The sequence below is a fragment of the Halalkalibacter sp. APA_J-10(15) genome (assembly GCF_023017105.1).
GTDB lineage: Bacteria > Bacillota > Bacilli > Bacillales > Bacillaceae_D > Halalkalibacter.
In genome coordinates this window covers 59,968-80,546 of record NZ_JALKEV010000020.1, presented here as the reverse complement: position 1 = coordinate 80,546, position 20,579 = coordinate 59,968, and the positions used below count along the sequence as shown (strand labels likewise).

15 protein-coding genes and 1 other annotated feature are annotated in these 20,579 nt (G+C 40.3%); of the genes, 14 read left to right on the top strand and 1 reads right to left on the bottom strand.

The window, feature by feature from the left end; genetic code table 11:
- Nucleotides 1-18: 18 nt before the first annotated feature.
- On the bottom strand, nt 19-396 hold the full coding sequence (locus tag MW695_RS19705; protein ID WP_247107206.1) for a hypothetical protein: 378 nt from the start codon (nt 394-396) through the stop codon (nt 19-21).
- Between the two features lie 329 nt (nt 397-725).
- Between MW695_RS19705 and ilvD the strand changes: the two genes are divergently transcribed.
- The 14 genes from ilvD (at nt 726) to hemA (ending at nt 20,572) form a co-directional block, all read left to right on the top strand.
- Nucleotides 726-2,393: a dihydroxy-acid dehydratase gene (gene ilvD, locus MW695_RS19700; protein ID WP_247107205.1), complete on the top strand. Its 1,668-nt coding sequence runs from the start codon at nt 726-728 to the stop codon at nt 2,391-2,393.
- A gap of 3 nt (nt 2,394-2,396) precedes the next feature.
- Nucleotides 2,397-2,647, top strand: a binding site (T-box leader).
- Between the two features lie 182 nt (nt 2,648-2,829).
- Nucleotides 2,830-4,524, top strand: a complete 1,695-nt coding sequence (ilvB, locus tag MW695_RS19695) for an acetolactate synthase large subunit (protein WP_247107228.1) — start codon at nt 2,830-2,832, stop codon at nt 4,522-4,524.
- Complete coding sequence (gene ilvN / locus MW695_RS19690; RefSeq protein ID WP_247107204.1) at nt 4,509-5,030, top strand: acetolactate synthase small subunit; 522 nt, start codon at nt 4,509-4,511, stop codon at nt 5,028-5,030. Before ilvB ends, ilvN begins: the two co-directional genes overlap by 16 nt.
- Before the next feature lie 59 nt (nt 5,031-5,089).
- Entirely contained in the window at nt 5,090-6,091 is a 1,002-nt protein-coding gene (ilvC, locus tag MW695_RS19685; protein WP_247107203.1) for a ketol-acid reductoisomerase, read from the top strand.
- 202 nt (nt 6,092-6,293) lie between these two features.
- Nucleotides 6,294-7,379: a 3-isopropylmalate dehydrogenase gene (gene leuB, locus MW695_RS19680; RefSeq protein WP_247107202.1), complete on the top strand. Its 1,086-nt coding sequence runs from the start codon at nt 6,294-6,296 to the stop codon at nt 7,377-7,379.
- 83 nt (nt 7,380-7,462) lie between these two features.
- Nucleotides 7,463-8,881, top strand: coding sequence for a 3-isopropylmalate dehydratase large subunit (leuC, locus tag MW695_RS19675; protein WP_247107227.1), 1,419 nt, complete (start codon nt 7,463-7,465; stop codon nt 8,879-8,881).
- A 12-nt stretch (nt 8,882-8,893) separates the two neighbouring features.
- Complete coding sequence (leuD, locus tag MW695_RS19670) at nt 8,894-9,469, top strand: 3-isopropylmalate dehydratase small subunit (RefSeq protein ID WP_247107201.1); 576 nt, start codon at nt 8,894-8,896, stop codon at nt 9,467-9,469.
- A gap of 222 nt (nt 9,470-9,691) precedes the next feature.
- Nucleotides 9,692-10,699, top strand: a complete 1,008-nt coding sequence (locus MW695_RS19665) for a tetratricopeptide repeat protein (protein ID WP_247107200.1) — start codon at nt 9,692-9,694, stop codon at nt 10,697-10,699.
- A gap of 260 nt (nt 10,700-10,959) precedes the next feature.
- Nucleotides 10,960-12,246 carry a trigger factor gene (gene tig, locus MW695_RS19660; protein ID WP_247107199.1) on the top strand — a complete coding sequence of 429 codons (1,287 nt, stop codon included), beginning with the start codon at nt 10,960-10,962 and terminating at the stop codon, nt 12,244-12,246.
- A 452-nt stretch (nt 12,247-12,698) separates the two neighbouring features.
- A complete protein-coding gene (clpX, locus tag MW695_RS19655) occupies nt 12,699-13,973 on the top strand; it encodes an ATP-dependent protease ATP-binding subunit ClpX (RefSeq protein WP_247107198.1) in 1,275 nt (424 codons plus the stop codon).
- A 191-nt stretch (nt 13,974-14,164) separates the two neighbouring features.
- Nucleotides 14,165-15,829 (top strand): ATP-dependent protease LonB, encoded by a 1,665-nt coding sequence (gene lonB, locus MW695_RS19650; RefSeq protein WP_247107197.1) that lies wholly within the window; start codon nt 14,165-14,167, stop codon nt 15,827-15,829.
- Nucleotides 15,830-15,948: 119 nt separating this feature from the next.
- Nucleotides 15,949-18,285 (top strand): endopeptidase La, encoded by a 2,337-nt coding sequence (gene lon, locus MW695_RS19645; protein ID WP_247107196.1) that lies wholly within the window; start codon nt 15,949-15,951, stop codon nt 18,283-18,285.
- Complete coding sequence (gene yihA / locus MW695_RS19640) at nt 18,266-18,853, top strand: ribosome biogenesis GTP-binding protein YihA/YsxC (protein ID WP_247107195.1); 588 nt, start codon at nt 18,266-18,268, stop codon at nt 18,851-18,853. Before lon ends, yihA begins: the two co-directional genes overlap by 20 nt.
- A 342-nt stretch (nt 18,854-19,195) precedes the next feature.
- The gene (gene hemA, locus MW695_RS19635; protein WP_247107194.1) at nt 19,196-20,572 is read left to right on the top strand and encodes a glutamyl-tRNA reductase; all 1,377 of its coding nucleotides are present in this window, start codon (nt 19,196-19,198) and stop codon (nt 20,570-20,572) included.
- Nucleotides 20,573-20,579: the final 7 nt, after the last annotated feature.

Below are 20,579 nucleotides of genomic sequence, written 5' to 3'. Positions count from 1 at the left end.
TGATAGGAGAAGTCTAAGTTACAAGCTTCGTGGTGTTTGCTCCTCTGTTAGTGCAACGATGCGATTCACATATTTATGTTCTTCTTGTAAGATTTGATGAGGTTGGTAGAAAATGACCGACCATCCTTTTCGATTGAAAGATTTGATGATCTTTTTCTCATTAAGCCCTTTTTTTTGTTCGATAAGTGCAATGCGATATGGAATAAGAGCGATATTGACAACAAACCGATTAATACGGTAATGAGGAGTAGGGTAATACATCATTATTCGTAGTTTTTGGTATAGCGCTCTTTCGGCTTCTGTTTGACACGTATGTTCAAGCTCTTCGACAATCACAAATGAAGGTTGTGGAGATCTGTTTATTTTAAGGAATGGAAAAGATTTCTGTTTTCTCATATATTTTCTTATGAATTTTAACATGCTTCATCACCCATTTATTATCATGTCCTAGAAATGAAAACCATATGCTTCAAATAGGAATTTGTGGAAGTTAGATAACTTGAATGACGAGTTGATAGTATGGTAAGCGTTTTCAATAGTGAAGATTAATCAAAATAGTCAAATTATTTTTGAAAAAGTGGTTGACCATAACCATGAATGAGCGTATGATAAACCTCAAACAACAACTATTAGAGATAAATTTCTACATCCTCTTTTAAGTGTTTCGGATGCTTACAATAGTTAGAGAAATAGAAAGAAGCAAACGAATAGGGAGCGAGTAAAAAATGAGAAGTGATATGATAAAAAAGGGGATCGACCGTGCCCCACACCGTAGTTTACTACGTGCAGCAGGAGTACAAGAACATGAGATGGATAAACCATTTATTGGTGTCTGTAATTCATATATAGATATCATTCCTGGTCATATGCATTTAAATAAGTTTGCTGAAGTAGCTAAGGAAGCTATTCGTGAAGCGGGTGGTATTCCATTTGAGTTTAATACAATAGGTGTAGATGATGGAATTGCAATGGGGCATATTGGTATGCGTTATTCACTTCCAAGTCGTGAAATCATTTGTGATGCAGCAGAAACTGTTATTAATGCACACTGGTTTGATGGCGTGTTTTTTATCCCAAACTGTGATAAAATTACACCTGGGATGCTGATGGCATCTGTTCGCACGAATGTCCCATCTGTGTTTGTGTCAGGTGGACCGATGGAGGCTGGTCGTACAAAGGATGGACAAAGCTTATCTCTAGCTTCAGTGTTTGAAGGCGTCGGTGCCTTTTCATCTGGGAAAATGACAAGAGAAGAGTTACTTGAAATTGAGCAGTCTGCCTGTCCAACCTGTGGATCATGTTCGGGGATGTTCACAGCGAATTCAATGAATTCTCTAATGGAAATGCTTGGACTAGCGTTACCTGGAAACGGGACGATGGTTGCTACGTCTGAAGGTCGACACCAACTTATCAAAGACGCAGCTAAGCATTTAATGACACTAATTGAAAAAGATATCCGTCCACGCGATATCGTAACAAAAGATACTATTGACGATGCATTTGCGCTAGATATGGCAATGGGTGGATCAACGAATACGGTGTTGCACACGTTAGCCATTGCTAATGAAGCAGAAATTGAATATGACTTAAATCGTATTAATGAAGTAGCTGAGCGAGTACCTTATTTATGTAAGATTAGCCCGGCTTCTGATTATTCGATGGATGATGTCCATCAGGCAGGTGGCGTCAGTGCAATTATTAAGGAGCTCTGTTCTATTGAAGGAGCGATTAACCCAGATCGGATTACGATAACTGGAAAGAGCTTATATGATACACATAAGCATGCTGAGATAACAAACGATGAAGTGATTCGTCGGAAAGATAACCCGTATAGTCCAGTAGGTGGCTTATCAATCCTTTATGGTAACTTAGCACCTGATGGCGCTGTAATTAAAGTTGGAGCCGTTGATCCTTCGATTAGCGTATTTGAAGGTGAAGCGATTGTCTTTGAATCACAAGAAGAAGCACAGAAGGAAATTGATGCTGGGACGGTAAAGGCTGGTCATGTTGTCGTCATTCGTTATGAAGGACCTAAAGGTGGACCTGGAATGCCAGAAATGTTAGCCCCAACGTCATCAATTGTTGGACGAGGTCTTGGTAAAGAGGTTGCTCTTATAACAGATGGTCGTTTCTCCGGAGCTTCTAGAGGGATTTCAATCGGACACATTTCACCTGAAGCAGCAGAAGGCGGGCCTATTGCATTCGTCGAGAATGGTGATAAAATAAAGATAGACTTACCTAACCGTACATTGGAACTACTCATTTCTGATGAAGAGCTTGCAAAACGCAAGACAGATTGGGTTGAACCAGAACCAAAAGTGAAAAAAGGTTATTTAGCAAGATATTCGAAGCTCGTGACATCTGCGAATACGGGCGGAGTAATGAAAATATAATGATTGAAAGCGTAGAAGAGGAAAGTAGTTAGTAACAGACTCCTACAGAGAACCGTAAATGCTGAGAAGCGGTGTTGTCGTTGCTAATGAAACTCACCTCAGAGTATTAGCCTGAAACATTTAGTAGGGTTAATCGGGTGTAACACAGCACTCGTTATCAAAACGTGATAAGTTATAAGCTTATCCATAAGATCAAACGGACTGTTTGATGAATAAGGGTGGTACCGTGGAAAGAAAATCTTTTCGCCCCTTTTAGCTACAGGTAGTAAGTGGCTTTATATGGGGTGAGAAGGTTTTTTTCGTATAATCAAAAGTTTAATATACGAAAAGTGAGTTCTATTGGGAATGACATCATACAAATAGGGAGGCATGAGTGATGAATACAAAATCGAAGGCTAATAAGCAAAACGAACAGACCCATCAATCAGAGGAAGAGATGAAACGTGAACTATCAGGGTCAGGGATGGTCATTGAGGCGCTAAGAAGGGAAGGCGTTGATGTCATTTTCGGATATCCCGGTGGTGCTATTCTTCCAACGTACGATGAGATTTATAAGACCGGTATCCATCATGTGCTTGCAAGACATGAGCAAGGTGCGATCCATGCAGCTGAAGGATACGCAAGAGTATCTGGGAAGCCAGGTGTTTGTGTCGTAACCTCTGGCCCAGGAGCAACGAATGTTGTAACAGGAATTGCCGATGCGATGATGGATTCATTACCACTTGTTGTCATTACAGGGCAAGTTGCATCAACAGTGATTGGAACGGATGCTTTCCAAGAAGCAGATATGATTGGTATTACGATGCCGATTACAAAGCATAACTTTCAAGTGCGTAATGTTGAGGAATTACCGCGAATGATCAAGGAAGCGTTCCATATTGCTACAACGGGACGTCCGGGTCCAGTACTTATTGATTTGCCAAAGGACGTGTCGCTTACAACGGGAGTGTTTGATTATGAAAAAGAAGTGAATTTACCAGGGTATCAGCCGACGATTGTACCGAATCGCCTGCAAATTAAAAAGGTTATTGATTCATTAAAAGAAGCGAAAAAGCCAGTTATTTTAGCTGGTGCGGGTATCCTCCACGCTCATGCAGCTGAAGAGCTATACGCATTTGCGAAGGAACAGCGAATCCCTGTTGTCAACACGTTGCTTGGTTTAGGTGGTTTTCCTGGAGACGATGAATTGTTTTTTGGAATGGCAGGAATGCACGGAACGTATACAGCTAATATGGCCATTCACGAATCGGATTTGCTTATTAATATCGGTGCGCGCTTTGATGATCGCTTAACAGGAAATTTAGAATTCTTTGCACCAAATGCTAAGGTTGCTCATATCGATATTGATCCGGCTGAGATCGGCAAGAATATCCCAACGGAAATTCCAGTTGTTGGCTGTGCGAAGCAGGCTCTTGAAATGTTAAATGAAGAAGAGAGTCAACAAGGTGATACAACGGCTTGGGTTACTAAGCTAACGGAAATGAAGAATGAATTTCCTCTATGGTATGAGGAGGATGGCGAAACGATTAAGCCACAGAACTTAATTGAAATGATTCATGAAGTGACAAATGGTGATGCCATTGTTACGACGGATGTAGGTCAACATCAAATGTGGTCAGCTCAGTTCTATCGCTTTAATAAGCCTAACCGTTGGGTCACATCAGGTGGTCTTGGAACAATGGGCTTTGGCTTTCCGGCAGCAATTGGTGCACAATTTGCTGAACCGAAGTCTCCTGTTGTCGCTGTTCTCGGTGATGCTGGTTTCCAAATGACTGCACAAGAATTATCAATCTTGCAAGAATTAAATTTGCCGGTGAAAATTGTGATTGTAAACAATGCATCACTAGGGATGGTTCGTCAATGGCAGCAGCTGTTCCACGGTGAACGCTATTCAAACTCTTTGTTCCCAATTCAGCCCAACTTTACAAAGTTAGCTGAAGCTTATGACATTAAGGGAGTGAGAGTTGATCACTTATCTGATTTGAAGAATGCATTGGAAGAAATGATGGCACATCCAGGTCCAGTCTTAATGGATATTCGTGTTGCCAAAGAAGAGAATGTATATCCAATGATTTCTCCTGGCAAAGGACAGCATCAAATGGAGGGGGTTAAACCATGCAACGAATCATAACGGCAACAGTTAATAACACGTCAGGTGTGTTAAATCGGATTACAGGTTTATTTGCAAGACGTCATTATAATATTGAAAGCATTACGGTCGGTATGACGGAAAACCCTGCTGTGTCACGAATGACATTTGTTGTTGCTGTTGATAGCATGCAAAATGTGGAGCAAGTGATTAAGCAATTAAATAAACAAATCGATGTTTTGAAGGTAAAGGATATTACCGATGAATCGATTGTTGCTCGTGAGCTTGCTTTAATTAAAATTCTCGTTTCCCCTCAACAAAGAGGGGAAGTGGTCGCTCTAGTCAATACGTTCCGTGCTTCTACAATTGATGTAGGAAGAGAGAGCTTAACGGTTCAAATAACGGGTGATCATCAAAAGATCGAAGCATTTATTGATTTAATTCGCCCTTACGGCATTAAAGAACTAGCGAGAACAGGAATAACAGCATTTAATCGTAGCACGAAGAAACCATCTATTGATCCACATCGATTAACGCTGATTAACTAACTATTGTTGAATTTTGAAAATTCATATAAAAAACATTGATGAAAGAGGAGAGAGTAAATATGGCAAAAGTATATTACAATTCAGATGTAAATGAGGCAGTATTGAAGGAAAAGAAAGTAGCGGTTATTGGATATGGTTCACAAGGGCATGCCCACTCACTAAATATGCGTGAAAGTGGCCAAGATGTTATCATTGGCCTACGTCCAGGTAAATCTTGGGATAAAGCAGTGAATGATGGTTTTGACGTATACTCTGTTCGTGAGGCTGCTGCAAAAGCGGATGTCATCATGGTTCTACTTCCGGATGAGCTTCAACCGACAGTTTATAAAAATGAAATTGAGCCAGAGCTAAATGACGGGAAAGTATTAGCATTCGCTCATGGATTTAACATTCATTTCAATCAAATCGTACCACCTGAAAATGTAGATGTATTCCTTGCAGCACCTAAAGGTCCAGGGCACCTAGTTCGTCGTGTGTTCCAAGAAGGTGGCGGTGTTCCAGGATTAATCGCTGTATTCCAAGATGCATCAGGTCAAGCAAAAGAGATCGCTTTAGCTTATGCAAAGCAAATTGGTTCTGCACGTGCAGGTGTACTTGAAACAACGTTCCAAGAAGAAACAGAAACAGACTTATTCGGTGAGCAAGCTGTCCTTTGTGGAGGAGCTTCTGCATTGGTGAAAGCTGGGTTTGAAACACTTGTAGAAGCAGGTTACCAGCCAGAAGTTGCATACTTTGAATGCCTGCATGAATTAAAGCTTATTGTTGACCTTATGTATGAAGGTGGATTAGAAACAATGCGCTATTCGATTTCTGATACAGCACAATGGGGTGACTACGTAGCGGGTCCTCAAATCATTACAGACGATACAAAAGATGCAATGCGTAAAGTACTTAAAGATATTCAAACAGGTAAATTTGCAAAAGGTTGGATTCTAGAAAACCAAGCGAATCGTCCAGAATTTACAGCAATTACTCGTGCTGAGAGCAAGCATCCACTTGAAGTAGTTGGTCGTGAGCTACGCGAAATGATGCCATTTGTTAAAGCGAAGTCCAACATCTAATTGTAGGATGAATTGGATACAGATTGGGGGCTGGAATTCCGGCCTCCTCTCCTAAAATGAACAAATGATACCTGAGCTTGTTGGTGTCTCTTCTAACCGATAAAGCGTTAATTCGTACGAATCGAGGTTATTTAAGAAGCAGCAACAGGGTCAGGTACTCTAAATAAGTGTGTGTAAATAATGTCTAGGGGATGAAGAAAGAATGGAAAAGCGTATTGCGATTCTACCTGGTGATGGTATTGGACCAGAAGTTTGTGAAGCTGCCGTTCAAGTTTTAAAGGAAATTGAGAAGCTGTATGACCATCAATTTGAATATGCATATGGAGAAATTGGTGGGTCCTCCATCGATAAGTTTGGAACACCTTTACCAGAAGAAACATTGACGACTTGTCGGCAAAGTGATGCTGTGTTGTTAGGAGCGGTTGGCGGTCCGAAATGGGATCAGCTTCCAGGTGACCAACGTCCAGAAAAAGGCCTTTTAGGTTTAAGAAAGGAACTTCAGTTATTTGCCAACCTTCGTCCAGTTACGATTTTTGATGCTCTAGCAGAGTCATCACCTTTGAAGGATGACATTATTCAAGGTGTTGATGTTATGATCGTCAGGGAGCTAACAGGTGGGCTTTACTTTGGTGAACCACGTGAACGTCGTGAAATCGATGGTGATACAGTGGCGATCGATACTCTTCAATATTCTCGCTCTGAGATTGAACGTATCGTTAGAAAAGGTTTTGAGCTAGCAAGGGAGCGTCGCAAGCAACTAACTTCAGTTGATAAGGCGAATGTATTAGAATCAAGTCGACTTTGGCGTGAAGTTGTTGATGAAGTTGCAAAGGATTATCGAGATGTTGATTATGCGCATATGCTAGTTGATAACGCAGCTATGCAACTAGTGCGTAATCCTCGTCAATTCGATGTGATGGTCACGGAGAATATGTTTGGCGATATACTCAGCGATGAAGCTTCAATGATTACAGGCTCGCTAGGCATGCTACCTTCATCTAGTTTAAGTGCTGATGGACCGGGATTATTTGAACCGATTCACGGTTCAGCTCCAGACATTGCTGGTCAAAATAGTGCGAATCCTTTGGCAACTTTGTCATCGATTGCGCTCATGTTAGCTTATTCTTTTAGTATGCATAATGAAGCGAATGCACTACAAAGTGCGATTAATCAAGTACTCAATGATGGTTACCGTACAGCTGATCTAACAAATGAACGAGAATCTGCTCTCTCGACAACTGAAATGACTGAAAAAGTCATTGATGCATTACGTACAAAGATTCAGTAATGTATGAGTAGGCTGCCCGTTATGATCTAAACCTTCATAGCGGGTTTTGTAAAAGGAAAAAAATGAAGAGATAGGGGGAATCGATAATGGCGAAGACAATTATAGAAAAGATTTGGGAGAAGCATGAAGTACTAGCAGAAGAGGGGAAGCCAAGCTTACTCTATATTGATTTGCATATGGTACATGAAGTCACATCCCCACAAGCATTTGAAGGTCTACGTTTAGCCGATCGCACCGTTCGCAGGCCTGATCGCACATTTGCGACGATGGATCATAATGTGCCAACTGTTAATCGTTATGATATTAATGACCAAATTGCACGTACACAAATGGATACTTTGAAGAAGAATTGCGAAGAGTTTAATATTGAGCTTGCTGACTTAGAGCATCCTGAGAATGGGATTGTTCACGTTATTGGACCCGAGCTAGGGTTGACGCAGCCTGGTAAAACGATTGTATGTGGTGATAGTCATACATCTACACATGGTGCCTTTGGAGCATTAGCATTTGGGATTGGAACGAGTGAAGTAGAGCATGTTCTAGCAACACAAACGATATGGCAATCGAAACCTAAAACACTTGAAATTCGCGTTACTGGCAAGCTAGATTCAGACCTTTCAGCGAAGGATATTATTCTAGCTATTATTTCAAAGTTTGGTGTTGATGTCGGCAATGGATCAGTCGCAGAATTTACAGGTGAAGCGATTCGTGGCTTAACGATGGAAGAACGGATGACGATCTGTAATATGTCGATTGAAGCTGGTGCAAAAGCAGGGTTAATTAGTCCAGATCAAGTGACATTTGATTACTTAGAAGGACGCCAATACGTGCCAAAAGGTGAAGAGTATGATGCGCTTGTTGCAGAGTGGAAAGAGCTTGCCTCGGATGAGGGAGCGAGCTATGATCGTGTCGTGACGATTGATGCCTCAGAAATTGAACCGATGGTGACATGGGGAACAAATCCTTCCCAAGGTGTAGGAATTAGTCAAACGGTTCCTTTTCCAGAGGATGCGAAAAGTGATTCTGAACGCCGTGCGATTGAGCAGGCGCTTGAATATATGGATCTTAAGTCAGGAACGAGTGTAGCAGATATAAACATTGAGCATGTTTTCATTGGCTCATGTACGAACTCGCGATTGAGCGATATTCGTGCTGCAGCTGAAATCGTGAAAGGTCATCAAGTAGCTGACCACGTTCGTGCTCTTGTTGTACCTGGTTCACAAAAAGTGAAAAAGCGTGCGGAAGAGGAAGGCTTGGATCAAATATTTATTGAAGCAGGCTTTGAATGGCGACATTCTGGCTGTAGCATGTGCTTAAGTATGAATCCGGACGTTGTTCCTGAAGGAGAGCGTTGTGCGTCCACGTCTAACCGAAATTTTGAAGGTCGTCAAGGCAGAGGGGCTCGTACTCATTTAGTTAGTCCTGAAATGGCAGCAGCGGCGGCGATTGCTGGACACTTTGTTGATATTCGCAAGTGGAAATCTGAGAAGGTTTCACGATAGGAGGGGATAGTGATGGAACCAATCATTAAGCATGAAGGATTTGTCGCAACGATGGATCGTGTCAATGTCGACACGGATCAAATTATTCCGAAACAATTTTTGAAACGTGTAGAACGAACAGGGTTTGGCCAATTTTTATTTTATGATTGGCGCTTTTTGGACGATGGTTCACCTGACCCTACGTTTGAATTAAATCAATCCCATACCGAAGACGCGAGTATTTTAGTGGCCGCACACAATTTCGGCTGTGGTTCATCTCGTGAGCACGCACCTTGGGCGTTAGCTGACTATGGCTTTAAGGTTATTATTGCTCCTAGTTTTGCTGATATTTTTTATAATAACTGTGTGAAAAATGGGATGCTGCCTATTCGATTAGACGAGGAAATTGTCTATAAGTTATTAGGAAAAGGATCAAGCCGGTTTAAATTAACAGTTGACTTAAGAGAACAGACAATTAGTGGTGAAAACGTGAAAGCGTCATTTGAAATTGACCCTTATTGGAAAGAAATGCTTTTAAACGGCTGGGATGAGATTGGATTAACATTAAAATATGAAGAAAAGATTACAGCATTTGAGCAGGCTAAGTAGCATACACTTAAGCCACTGAATTTGGGAGGGTTTCCCTTTTCAGTGGTTTTCTTTCTATTATCATATTTCGCTAATTGTTCGGTTACTCTAATCATAGCATAGGATTGGGTTTGAATAATCGGTATTTGGGGAAGAAGATGAATACATAAGTAGTCATTGTGATTTGCAGTAGTAGCTGATACACTAATAAAAAATCATGAGCTAGAGTGGAGCGGTTCCAAAGTGGATAAGCGAGAAAGAAAGGCCAATGTTATATTGTATCCTGGCTTAGTTAAGCGGTTAATTGAAAAAGGGATGGATGCATTGAAAGATAAAGACGGACAAAAAGCGCTTCAATATTTTGTCGATGCGGAATCATATGAGAGCGAAAATCAACAAGTCGTTTTCGGTAAAATGCTCAGCTTAATTGAATTAGGTAGGCTTCAGGAAGCACTTATTCATTCTAAACAATTATTACACGCAGGTGAGAGTGATTATTATGAAGTCTTACAAGTTCATATCTCTTTACTCGTTCAACTAGGTGACTATAATGAAGTCGTACAGCTATTAGAAGCGGTATTAACTGAGGAGAAGTTGCCTTCTCAGTATGCGGAGTCATTTTATCAATTACTTCATTTTAGCAGACAAATGATTGAAGACCGAGAATGGGCACCATCTGCTAAGGAAGAGGATTCTATTTCAGAAAAGGTTCAGCCTATGCTTTTTGCAGAGTCGGTTGAACTTCAAGCTTCAGCGATTTGGATGCTACGAGAATCGGATGCACCAGATGCTATTTCATTGCTTATTGAATACATAGGGAAAGAAAACAATGATCCAGTTCTTGTCTCGTTAGCTTTACAATCGTTAAGAGATAAGGGTTTACATACTAAGATTACATATAAAAAGGGAACACAAACGCTCGAAGTGAACCCAAGTGAAATTGACCAGGATGGATTAGAAGCGTTTCAAAGAGATGTGGTAAAGAAGTTAGAACAGTTAGTTGAAAGTGAAGACCCGATTTTATTAGAGATAGCGAGGCAACTCTGTGTTACTTATATGCTAGCGATTTATCCTCACTATCCAGAACCAAAAGCGGATTTATTTTGGGGATGTGTATTTTATGCTTGCGCTGCAGAACGAATAGGCTTAGAATGTCTAGAGGTCATGCAAATGGAAGGTATCGACCAAGAACGATTGCTCGAAAAGATGGAAGAGGTCATGGAAATGGAAGCTTCTGTCTACCAGGTTTAATAATAGATGTTCCTTCTTCACGAACTGATTTGGGGTTTGGGCATTTTAAAGGGAATCTGCTATCAGTGAGTTCCTTTACAAGAATGAGTATCATACTATGCCATTACTGATTTCTTATACTAATAGAGATATTTGTTGGAAAAATAGTAATATTTGAATTGAGCAAACGTTATGGTATACTAGAGTGGTTGTCAAAGACTATAGAACGAATGAATGGTTCGGAAATGTAGCAGATGTAATTAAGTTGGAGGGAATAGAATATGACTGTAAAATGGGAAAAGCAAGAGGGAAACGAAGGAGTATTAACAGTTGAAGTAGAAGCTGAAAAAGTGAATGATGCACTAGATCAAGCTTTTAAGAAAGTTGTTAAGAAGGTTAATGTACCAGGATTCCGTAAAGGAAAAGTACCTCGTTCATTATTTGAAAAGCAATTTGGTGTAGAGTCACTATATCAAGATGCTCTAGATATCCTTCTACCAGGAGAGTATGCTCAAGCTGTAGAAGAAGCAGGAATTGAGCCAGTCGATCGTCCAGAAATTGATATTGAAACGATGGAAAAGGGAAGCAACTTAACTTTCACAGCGAAAGTGACCGTGAAGCCTGAGGTTGAACTTGGTGACTATAAAGGCTTAGAAGTTGAAGAACCTGACACGAACGTAACAGATGAGGATGTTGAAGCTGAATTAACAACACTTCAAGAGCGTCAAGCAGAGCTAGTTGTACTAGAAGATGGCGAAATTGCAGAAGGTGATACAGTTGTCTTTGATTTTGAAGGCTTTGTTGATGGAGAGCCATTTGAAGGTGGACAAGCAGATAACTATTCACTTGAAATTGGTTCTGGTCAGTTTATTCCAGGTTTTGAGGAGCAAATGATTGGCTTAAAAGCTGGTGATGAGAAGGATGTTGAAGTAACATTCCCTGAAGAGTACCATGCTGAAAATCTTGCAGGAAAGCCAGCTACGTTCAAAGTGAAGGTTCATGATATTAAGCGTAAGCAGTTACCAGAATTAGATGATGAGTTTGCAAAAGATGCGAATGAAGAAGTGGAAACACTTGATGAATTAAAGGCTTCTTTAAAAGAAAAGCTACAAAAGGATAAAGAGCACCAAGCTGATCACCAAGTTCGTGATGCACTTGTACAACAAGCGAGTGAAAATGCAACGATTGATGTCCCAGAGGCTATGGTTAACTCTGAGGTTGATCGTATGCTTCAAGAATTTGAGCAACGTCTTCAAGCACAAGGCATGAACCTAGAGATGTACTTCCAATTCTCTGGTCAAGATGAAGCTGCTATGCGTCAGCAATTCCAAGAGGATGCCGGAAAGCGTGTGCGTATGAACCTGACGCTAGAAGCGATTAGCGAAGCAGAGAGCTTAGAAGCATCTGATGAAGATGTGGATAAGGAAATCGAGAAAATGGCGGAAATGTATAAACGTTCTGCTGATGAGATTAAAGGTCTTCTTGCTGCACAAGGTGGAGTAGATAGTTTGAAAGCTGACTTGAAGGTACAAAAAGCTGTAGAATTCTTAGTGGAAAACAAAAAGTAAGAATATAATGAGCTTAAAGTGAATAAAGTTCATACACAAGGCGCGATTCTTCGTGCCTTGTTTTTCAATACTGCCTTGCTTCAAACATTGAATGATGTATGAGCTTTGTCATAATGGTGAAAGCTAATTAGAACAAACGGACATAGATGAAAAAAGCATAGAAATTAGCTGATAATTTCATCCAAGAAAAAGGGTTTTTTGATGTGAATATTGAATGTATAATCAATCCATACATAATATTTGTTTTAGCATAAGCTGTTCCAAATGAACGATGCTTATGTTAAAGAGTAATGAAATAACGGTAAGGAGGCATATAGGAAATAAACGGTTATTGACATCAAACTTAACTGAAGCTTACAAATATATGAGCTATATGTCCATTTGTATATATAAGTCTTCATAAAAGCATTTTATGCGTGAGGATGGTACAATATTTTTTGAGGGGTGATTGCATGTTTAAATTTAACGAGGAAAAGGGGCAGTTAAAATGCTCTTTCTGTGGGAAAACTCAAGACCAAGTCCGTAAGCTTGTTGCTGGTCCTGGTGTTTATATATGTGATGAATGTATTGAATTATGTACGGAGATTGTAGAAGAGGAATTAGGTACAGAAGAAGAAGTTGAATTTCAAGAGGTTCCAAAGCCGAGTGAAATTCGCCAAATTTTAGATGATTATGTCATTGGTCAGGATCGTGCCAAAAAGTCACTATCTGTTGCTGTCTATAACCACTACAAAAGAATTAATTCGTTAAGTCGAGCAGATGAGGTTGAGCTAGCTAAGAGTAATATTTGTATGATTGGACCAACAGGTAGTGGGAAAACGTTACTTGCACAAACGCTGGCGCGTATTCTAAATGTTCCATTTGCGATCGCAGATGCGACTTCTTTAACGGAAGCGGGTTACGTAGGGGAAGATGTTGAGAATATTCTTTTGAAGCTTATACAAGCAGCAGATTATGATGTTGAAAAAGCGGAAAAGGGAATTATTTATATTGATGAAATCGATAAAGTAGCACGAAAGTCAGAAAATCCTTCAATTACACGTGATGTTTCAGGTGAAGGGGTTCAACAAGCCTTACTGAAAATTCTTGAAGGGACAACAGCTAGTGTACCACCGCAAGGAGGACGTAAGCATCCTCATCAAGAATTTATTCAAATAGACACGACGAATGTCCTGTTTGTTTGTGGTGGAGCCTTTGATGGCATTGAAACGATTATTAAGCGAAGACTCGGCAAGAAAGTCATTGGCTTTGGTTCAGAAGTGAGGCAAGAAGACTTAAAGCCAGGAGAGTATTTAGCAAAAGTGTTGCCAGAGGACTTATTACGCTTCGGTCTTATACCAGAATTTATCGGCCGCCTTCCAGTTATTTCAAGCTTAGAGCCACTTGATGTCGATACTCTAGTTGAAATTTTGACAAAACCGAAAAATGCGCTCGTGAAGCAGTATAAGAAGTTACTTGAATTGGATGATGTTGAATTAGAATTTACTGAACAAGCTCTACGTGAAATTGCGAATGAAGCGATTGAACGAAAAACGGGTGCACGTGGATTACGTTCCATTATTGAAACACTTATGCTTGATGTTATGTTTGATCTACCATCGCGAGATGACATTGTTAAATGTGTCATTCATGATAAATGTATTACAGAGCACAAAGCCCCAACTCTCTTAACTGAGGATGGTACTGAAATGACGTTATCGAAGACAGAACCAAAGGAAAGTGCATAAAAGAATAGCATGTTAAGCGCTTCGGACTTAATCCGAAGCGCTTTTTTAAGTAGGTTCCAGACTAGCTTATCTTATTACGCTAATCATGAAAGAAAATCAATTCTTAGCGTTTTCTTACAGAAGTTTCTTTGTTTAGGGATGTTTTTCCCGGTCATACTAATGGAACAATGAAACTTCTGGGAGGTTATTTTATGAATTGGACAGGTATAGCTTTGCTTATTCAGTTGTTTTTTGGTGTTGTCATTGGGGTTTACTTTTGGAATTTATTAAAAAGCCAACGCAATCAAAAGGTTTCGGTTGATAGGGAGTCAAAAAAAGAGATGGAACAATTACGAAAGATGCGCTCGGTCTCTTTAAGTGAGCCACTAGCCGAAAAGGTTCGTCCTTCTTCTTTTCATGATATTATTGGACAGGAGGAAGGGATACGTTCATTACGTGCAGCTTTATGTGGCCCAAATCCTCAGCATGTCATTATTTATGGTCCACCTGGAGTTGGGAAAACAGCGGCTGCTCGTCTCGTATTAGAGGAGGCTAAAAAGCATGCCGACTCTCCTTTTGCTAGAGATGCTGTTTTCGTTGAGTTAGATGGTACGACAGCACGTTTCGATGAGCGAGGGATTGCTGATCCTTTGATAGGTTCCGTTCATGATCCGATTTACCAAGGTGCAGGTGCGATGGGTCAAGCCGGCATTCCTCAGCCGAAGCATGGTGCAGTAACAAAGGCTCATGGTGGCGTGCTATTTATTGATGAAATTGGGGAACTACATTCCATTCAATTGAATAAATTGTTAAAAGTCCTCGAAGACCGTAAAGTATTTCTAGAAAGTGCTTATTATAATCCTGAAAACCAACAGATTCCTCGTCATATCCATGAAATCTTTCAAAAAGGATTACCTGCTGATTTTCGACTAATTGGAGCTACAACAAGGACACCTAGTGAATTACCACCCGCGATTCGTTCCCGTTGTTTAGAAGTGTATTTCAGAGCTTTACACCCACAGGAAATTGTAGCAATTGCACAAAAAGCTGCGGATAAAATAAATGCTCAAGTTGAAGATGGAGCAATTGAACGTATATCAAAATATGCAACAAATGGGCGTGAAGCTGTTAACATTGTTCAAATCGCAGCAGGGGTGGCAACTTCAGATGGACGTAAGGAGATTCAATTATCAGACGTTGAATGGGTTTTACATGCGAGCCAGCTTACACCTCGTCCAGAACGAAAAATTCATGCGAATGCAACGATAGGACTCGTCAATGGTCTTGCTGTTTATGGACCTAATTTAGGTGCTTTATTAGAAATTGAAGTAAATGTAATTGAAAATATCGGCAAAGGCTCGGTTAATATAACAGGAATTGCCGAGGAAGAAAGTACAGGTAATCAAATGCGTTCAATTAGAAGGAAAAGTATGGCGAAAGGGTCTGTGGAGAATGTTGTAACTGTGCTTCGCCGTATGGGAATTCCTACATATGATTACGATATTCATGTGAACTTTCCAGGTGGTGGACCTGTTGATGGGCCATCTGCGGGTATTGCCATTGCAACAGGAATTTATTCGGCGATCCAAGGAGATAAAGTGAAGAATACAGTAGCAATGACAGGAGAGCTGGGGATTCATGGTAAAGTCAAACCAATTGGAGGCGTTGTAGCCAAGGTTGAAGCTGCCAAATTAGCAGGAGCAACGAAAGTCATTATACCGAAAGAAAACGAACAAGCACTTATAAAGAAAATAACAGAAATTGAGGTTATCGCTGTTGAACACTTAGATGAAGTGTTGGAACTAGCTCTAGATATAGAGGAAGCAGCGGTTCGCCCAGCGAGTATCGGGTTAAACCCGACTATTGCTCCAGTGTAAACGTTAGACAAAACGTGCTAAGGTACGATAGAATTATACAAGAGTATATGATCATGCTTTTTTGAAAGCTGAATTATATTCTAGGATTAGTTATCGGAATAGGATGGAGGTGTTTGCGGATGGTCGATTCGATCCGACGAATTCCGCTGCTACCGTTACGTGGTTTACTCGTTTTTCCTGCTATGGTGTTACATTTAGATGTTGGAAGACGTAAATCAGTTCAAGCGATAGAGCAGGTTATGGAAGAAGATAGAGAGATTTTGTTATCAACACAAAAGGAAATCTCCATTGATGATCCAAAAGAAGACGAAATTTATCATGTAGGAACGATCGCACAAGTGAAAAGCCTACTAAAATTACCGAATGGAACAGTGCGTGTTCACGTAGAAGGACTGAAGCGAGCACGTATTAAAAAGTATATTGATAAGAGTGAATTTTTACATGTTGAAGCCGTTGTACTAGAAGATGAGGAGCCATATGCGACAACTGAGGCTCAAGCATTAATGAGAAACATATTAACGATGTTTGAGCAATACACGAAAGTTTCTAAAAAGGTGTCTAATGAAACGGTGACGATTGTAAAGGATATTCAAGAACCTGGGCGCTTTGCTGATGTCATCGCTGCGAATCTCCCTTTGAAGCTTATGCAGAAACAGACTATGTTAGAGTTAACAAACGTAAAGCAACGTCTTGTTAAGCTCATAGAAATTTTAAATAATGAACAAGAAGTGCTCGGACTCGAAAAGAAAATCGGACAGCGCGTAAAGAAATCAATGGAAAAGACGCAAAAAGAATATTATTTGCGTGAACAATTAAAGGCGATACAAAAGGAGCTTGGTGATAAGGAAGGACGATCAGGTGAGGTCGCAACAATTCGTGATAAAATTAGCGAAGGCGACATGCCTGACAATGTGAAAGAGAAGGCTTTAAAGGAATTAGATCGTTTTGAAAAAATGCCAGCTAATTCTGCTGAAAGCTCTGTACTTCGAACGTATCTCGACTGGCTCATCCAATTACCTTGGTCGTATGAAACCGAGGATCAGCTCGATGTCATTCGTGCTGAAGAAATCTTAAACGAAGATCACCATGGTCTTGAGAAAGTGAAGGAACGGGTGCTTGAATATTTAGCAGTCCAGCAACTAACACGAGAGCTCAAAGGACCGATTCTTTGTTTAGCGGGGCCACCTGGTGTCGGTAAAACATCGTTAGCGCGTTCGATTGCTCGTTCACTTGATCGAAAGTTCGTGCGTATTTCACTTGGTGGTGTTCGTGATGAAGCGGAAATTCGTGGTCATCGTCGAACATATGTCGGTGCAATGCCAGGTCGGATTATTCAAGGGATGAAGAAAGCTCAGTCGATTAACCCAGTCTTTTTATTAGATGAGATTGATAAGATGGCTAATGATTTCCGTGGTGATCCTTCTGCTGCTTTGCTAGAGGTACTTGATCCGGAACAGAATAATACATTTAGTGATCATTATGTGGAAGAACCGTATGACTTGTCTAAAGTCATGTTTGTTACGACAGCTAATAATATTTCGACGATTCCTGGTCCGTTGTTAGATCGAATGGAGATTATTTCAATTGCTGGTTATACAGAAGTTGAAAAGATTCAAATAGCCAAGAACTACTTGCTTCCTAGACAAATGAAGGATCATGGGTTAACAAAAGGAATGCTTCAAATGAAGGAAGAAGCGATTAAGAAGGTCGTGCGTTATTATACACGTGAAGCTGGCGTTCGTAGCCTAGAGAGACAATTAGCTACATTATGTAGAAAAGCTGCAAAGAAAATCGTTTCAAAGGAAAAGAAGCGAGTTATTTTAACTGAAAATACAATTGAAGCTTATTTAGGGAAGCCGAGATTTCGCTACGGTATGGCGGAGGTTGAGGATCAAGTCGGGGCTGTGACTGGATTAGCTTACACATCAGCTGGGGGAGATACCCTTTCAATCGAAGTGTCTGTTGCACCAGGAAAAGGAAAGCTATCGTTAACAGGACAATTAGGAGATGTGATGAAGGAATCTGCTGAAGCGGCCTTTAGTTATATTCGTTCACGCTCAAATGAATTGGAAATTGATCCAAGTTTTCATGAACGGAATGATATTCATATTCATGTTCCTGAAGGTGCGACACCAAAAGATGGTCCGTCTGCTGGCATTACAATGGCAACAGCTCTTATTTCAGCATTAACAGGACGTAAAGTGAAAAAGGAAGTAGGAATGACTGGGGAAATGACATTGCGTGGTCGTGTGCTTCCGATTGGTGGTTTAAAAGAAAAGTCAATGAGTGCTCATCGTGCTGGGTTACGGACGATCATTATTCCAAAAGATAATGAAAAGGATCTAGAGGATGTACCAAAAAGTGTTCGAGAAGATTTAACATATATCCCTGTTTCCCACTTAGACGAAGTGTTAGAGCATGCGTTAGGAGAAAAAGATGAAAGTAACGAAAGCTGATTTAGCTCATGTAGCAGTGAAGCCAGAGCAATACCCGACGACGAGATTGCCAGAAATTGCTCTATCAGGTCGTTCAAATGTTGGGAAATCTTCATTTATTAATAAGATGATTAATCGTAAAGCGTTAGCGCGAACATCACAGCGGCCTGGTAAAACACAAACATTGAATTTTTATGAAATTAATGAACAACTTTACTTTGTTGATGTACCTGGTTACGGATATGCGAAGGCTCCGAAGACTGAGCGAGAAGCATGGGGGAGAATGATTGAGACGTATATTGAAAGTAGGGAACTACTCAAGGCAGTTGTCCAAATTATCGATGTCCGTCACCCTCCGTCTACAGATGACAAAATGATGTACAATTGGTTAAAGCATTTTGACATTCCCGTTATCGTTATTGCGACAAAATGTGATAAGATTCCAAAAGGGAAATGGCAAAAGCATCTCAAAATCATTGAAAAGGATTTGGAAAAAGAAGACGCTGATCCGTTACTGTTGTTTTCTTCTGAAACGGCATATGGGAAAGAGCAAGTGTGGAAAACGATATTATATTATTGTTCAAAATGACGTCAAGGACTTACGACATGATCGTAGGTTCTTTTTTATCATGAGCTGCTGCTAAAAGCGGTGAGGTCAATTTATGTTAGGTATTTAAAAAGATAACGTAATATTTTCCAATAATTAGACCAAACTAAAAATATAAGCAATATGGTTGAATTATTAAATTGTAATGATTATTATAAAAGAATAGATTCATGAACTGTTCACAAAATTTTTTTGAGCTTAGACATAGACATGTTATAATATATGAGTGATATAGAGAGAAGAAGAGAGCAATTTGCGAGCGAATATAGAAATAAGCATATAAGAGATATTGTATGGACATGAATGAAGGGGGTGAACGTCAGGATGCATATTATTGTTGTTGGATTTAACTATAAAACGGCACCAGTTGAAATGAGAGAGAAATTCGCTTTTCAACAATCTGAGCTTCCTACGGCGTTATTACAGCTAAGACAAATGAAAAGTATTTTAGAATGCACAATTGTTTCGACTTGTAACCGTACAGAAGTATACGTTGTGGCAGACCAGCTACATACAGGTCGTCATTATACAAAGACATTTTTAGCGGATTGGTTTCAATTACCGAAGGAAGACTTCACTCCTTATTTAGATATTCGTGAAAATGAACATGCCGTTGAACATTTGTTTCGTGTAGCTTGCGGGTTGGACTCGATGATTCTTGGCGAAACACAAATATTAGGCCAGGTGAAATCGAGTTTTCTATTAGCTCAATCAGAAGCAGCAACTGGAACGATTTTTAACCAAGTGTTTAAGCAGGCCATTACTCTTGGAAAACGAGCTCATACAGAGACAGAAATTAGCGAGCATGCCGTTTCGGTTAGCTATGCCGCGGTTGAACTTGCGAAGAAGATCTTTGGACAATTTCAAGGGAAGCAAGTTTCTTTGCTTGGTGCTGGAAAGATGAGTGAATTAACGGCAAAGCATTTGCACGATAACGGGGCTCAAGCGATTACAGTCATTAATCGTACGCTTGAAAAGGCTCAAGTGCTCGCTGAACAGTTCCGAGGAGCAGCGAAGTCGTTCTCACAATTAGAGCAATCTTTAATTGAGGCGGATGTATTTATTAGCTCAACAGGTTCGCGCGACTTTGTTGTGACGAAAGAGATGGTTAGCCAAACGTTAAAGCAACGTAAAGGCCGACCATTATTTATGGTCGATATCGCCGTTCCTAGAGATTTAGACCCGCGTATAGCTGAAATTGACGATGTGTATTTATATGATATTGATGATTTACAGCATATTGTTGAAGCGAACTTATCGGAACGAAAACGTGAAGCTGAAAAGATCGAATTGATGATCGAACTCGAGTTAGCGGATTTTAGTCAATGGTTAACGACGCTAGGAGTCGTACCTATTATTACGGCTTTGCGCACAAAGGCTTTGAACGTACAAGCTGAAACGATGGAAAGCATAGAACGTAAGCTGCCTCATCTATCAGATCGAGAGAAGAAAGTATTGCGTAAGCATACAAAAAGCATTGTCAATCAACTACTTCGTGATCCGATTACGAGAGTGAAGGAGTTGGCTGGAGAAGAGGATGCAGATCAAGCATTAGAATTATTTACGACGATCTTTGCTCTTGAAGATGAATTAGCGTCACAAGAGGAGGAAGAGCGTATTCTGAAAGTAGAAAAGCAATGGGAAGCAACTAAGAAGGAGCATGTAGCAGCAACGAAGCATAAAGCGGTTGTCCGTTCTTAAGAAAGAA

Coding starts and splice junctions, on each gene's coding strand:
- ilvD (WP_247107205.1), top strand. CDS start 726: ATGAGAAGTGATATGATAAAAAAGGGGATCGACCGTGCCCCACACCGT.
- ilvC (WP_247107203.1), top strand. CDS start 5,090: ATGGCAAAAGTATATTACAATTCAGATGTAAATGAGGCAGTATTGAAG.
- leuB (WP_247107202.1), top strand. CDS start 6,294: ATGGAAAAGCGTATTGCGATTCTACCTGGTGATGGTATTGGACCAGAA.
- ilvN (WP_247107204.1), top strand. CDS start 4,509: ATGCAACGAATCATAACGGCAACAGTTAATAACACGTCAGGTGTGTTA.
- hemA (WP_247107194.1), top strand. CDS start 19,196: ATGCATATTATTGTTGTTGGATTTAACTATAAAACGGCACCAGTTGAA.
- lonB (WP_247107197.1), top strand. CDS start 14,165: ATGAATTGGACAGGTATAGCTTTGCTTATTCAGTTGTTTTTTGGTGTT.
- yihA (WP_247107195.1), top strand. CDS start 18,266: ATGAAAGTAACGAAAGCTGATTTAGCTCATGTAGCAGTGAAGCCAGAG.
- tig (WP_247107199.1), top strand. CDS start 10,960: ATGACTGTAAAATGGGAAAAGCAAGAGGGAAACGAAGGAGTATTAACA.
- clpX (WP_247107198.1), top strand. CDS start 12,699: ATGTTTAAATTTAACGAGGAAAAGGGGCAGTTAAAATGCTCTTTCTGT.
- leuD (WP_247107201.1), top strand. CDS start 8,894: ATGGAACCAATCATTAAGCATGAAGGATTTGTCGCAACGATGGATCGT.
- lon (WP_247107196.1), top strand. CDS start 15,949: ATGGTCGATTCGATCCGACGAATTCCGCTGCTACCGTTACGTGGTTTA.
- ilvB (WP_247107228.1), top strand. CDS start 2,830: ATGAAACGTGAACTATCAGGGTCAGGGATGGTCATTGAGGCGCTAAGA.
- MW695_RS19705 (WP_247107206.1), bottom strand. CDS start 396: ATGAGAAAACAGAAATCTTTTCCATTCCTTAAAATAAACAGATCTCCA.